At 38.8% G+C, this 2,821-nt stretch carries 2 protein-coding genes; both read right to left on the bottom strand.

Translation table 11 applies throughout. The features are described from left to right. Nucleotides 1-246: 246 nt before the first annotated feature. Entirely contained in the window at nucleotides 247-1,056 is an 810-nt protein-coding gene (locus tag BLX24_RS29845) for a hypothetical protein (protein ID WP_071506853.1), read from the bottom strand. After that, nucleotides 1,056-2,821, bottom strand: a 1,766-nt coding sequence (locus tag BLX24_RS33015) for a hypothetical protein (RefSeq protein WP_177225970.1), incomplete at its 5' end; no start/stop codon positions are given. The genes BLX24_RS29845 and BLX24_RS33015, both read right to left, overlap by 1 nt.

Below are 2,821 nucleotides of genomic sequence, written 5' to 3' on the forward strand. Positions count from 1 at the left end.
ACAGGATGCGGTGAAGACCAACAGCCCGAGCATAAGGGCAACAGTTGATTTGGTGTATGACTGGATCATGGTGGTTATTGGCAGGTATTGCGGACCTGTGGCCGGTGAAAATGAGTGGGTGAAATAATTTATGTCGTCACTGTCATCGCTAACAAATTGCTGGCGATAATGCGACCAATTGTACTTTAGCAATTGGCTTTATCATAGCTATCGGGGGCCACGGTGTTTTATTTAATCCCAAGCTTATTAATCCTTAGCCTTAGCCTTATCTAATAATTCATAGGGTATGTAAAATTCATCCCAGCTGACACCGTTAAGATTAAGATTTTGTAAATACCCAGGGTTATCACGATCAAAACAGCCATAATCATCTGTCTCAATCTCATTAATAAATTCAAAATTCGGATTACTTAAAATACTGTTAATACAGGAAGCTAATCTAGGCGCGTTTGCTGCCCATAGTTCATAGTGCTTCTGTCGAGTAATTGGATTGTTGGGCAAGAATGCAAAGTTTTTGATGTAAACACAAAAGAGAGCTGCATACTTAAGCTCGAACATAACTAAAGTAGGATAGTAAAACTTGTCTTGACCAACCTCAATTAAACCACCAATTTTGAATACAATTTTTACTGCGTCTGAAAATTTTGGACTCAGTAAACTTATTTTGTTTAGACAAGTAAAGGCAAAAGGGAGAAGCTGGTCAGCATAATGAGCAATGACATACATCCCCTCTGTTAATATAGCAGAAGAATCTTCTATCCTTGAGGTTTGGTTGGTATCTAACCATATTTGCATTTCAATTTGAGGATTTATATTTGCCTTGTAAATACTAAAATCTAAAGCAAACTTCTTGACAATTTGGATACAGTCAGGTAGTACAGTCATCCAATCCGCTAGCGTACGTACACTAAACTCTTCGACTCTTGTATGTACAAATTCCCAGGTTGCAACCGGAGGTTCCACTTGATTAGCATCTAACAACCTTTTCTGCATAGCATTGTTGATTTCTTTCTCAAACAATGCAAGATATGCTTGGTACTCGTTTTCTTCTTCCATTAGTTTATAGAATTGTCAATTCCGTCTTTAATTCTTACATAAATTTTCACGACATTGCCAGCATACTTCTCTCTTAAGATTCTTAAAATGCTAACACTATCTTCCTCGGAAATTTCTCTTAACCAAATCTTAATAGTTTTTTTAGGGATACTAACTTGAGTTGGGAATTTATTTAATGCAGAAACAATCTCACTTGTAATCTTGTCCAAATTAGAAGTTGATAGGGCTTTAAGATGAATCCCTTCCTCGATTATGCCAGGAGCAGATTCAATCATTAAATCTAAATCTTTTTGGAGACCTTTTTCAAGCTCAAACCGCTTCTCCACTTCAAAGAAAACACTCTTGCCTTTTGCTAATAATGCATCAGCTTCATGAAACATTTGAAGTAGTTCCCCTTCTACTTCTGTGGTTTTTTTCGTTCCCAATTGTTTCATTTTTAAAATCACTTTCCCAAGGCCTTCTATACGCTCAGGGTTACCAACTGCTAATTTAGTATATTTAATAATTGATTCCGCAAAATAATAGCTATGAGGGCTGCTCATTATACCTTTAATAAGCCTCTGATAGTCAGTTCCTCCTGGGGCGATTTGCCTACTCCTATACGTAACCAGTGCAAGCTTAAGCTCTTCAGATATTTTTAGAATCCTGCCAGTAACGCGTTCATAGACTTCCTCAACATGCTTGCGGATTGGATTTCCTTCATCATAATGTTCCTGAACCCATTTAAGCGCTTCCTCTAATTTATCAGCTATTTCACCACTTTCATCCAGTTGTTTCGCTTTATTAATTAACGCTTTTGTTTCTTCAGGTAATGCTTCCGGGTGTTTTAGTAGTCTATCTATGTCAATAAGCTGTACAAGAAATAAGGCTACAGATGCTGTTGAAACAGCAGTTTGATCTCCCGGATTAGTTATTGCCTGAATGTCAGAATAATTATCGACAAAAAAATCAAGCGTTCCTACTACTCTCGAAATAATACCGCCTGCACCTAAACCTCCTGTCGCTAACAACAAGGCTGTATTTGTCATTACAGCTTGAGTTACATCGGCAAATTTAATTAGTCCAGGGGACATCCGCTGGATCATTTGCGCAACATTCGATTTAGGATAATTCTTTGGAAGAAATGGTTTATATTTTTTAAGGTCGAAGTCATAATAATAATACATTCCGTCGTATTTCGTATTATCTGTACCATGCATATGTATGAGTACAACCGTTCGACCATCACAAAAAGACTCTTTTTCAGCGTAATAGTATTCAACATCATTTCTCAGAAGTCTGTAAAAACGGCCCTGAATTGTCGCTGTTTCCTGTGCTATTTGTTTCCCGTTACGGGTGATTATTATGGTGATTGACTTAGGCCCTGAAGATACATGGGTCAACTCATGATAGTCAATACTGGCAATACACTCAAGGAAAGATGAATCTGAAGATACAGTTTCCACTTCAGCTACCCACGCATACCGTTTCAGCATGTTTTGTTGCTGTGTTACCTCCTGTATCAAACTTTCAGCATTACAGCTGCCACCTGCGGCTAGCCGTCCTGTTGCAGCAGCCTGCTTATTCTGGCCTCCGGCTGTTTGAGAGAGCGGACACTGGAGCGTAGTCTGTGTATTAGTCAGAGTTGATACATAATCGGTACGCGTTGCCGGTAATATAGCGTCACTTTGATTGAGGGCGTCCTTGTAAGCACTTACCCGCGTTTGGTAAGTTGCCAATTGAGCCTGCTGCTCAGGAGAACCATCATAAATACTTAGAAACTCCT

It is taken from the genome of Arsenicibacter rosenii (assembly GCF_001870735.1).
GTDB lineage: Bacteria > Bacteroidota > Bacteroidia > Cytophagales > Spirosomataceae > Arsenicibacter > Arsenicibacter rosenii.

Bases quoted from the DNA above. Each gene is read 5' to 3' on its own strand.
- BLX24_RS29845 (WP_071506853.1), bottom strand. From the start codon at position 1,056: ATGGAAGAAGAAAACGAGTACCAAGCATATCTTGCATTGTTTGAGAAA.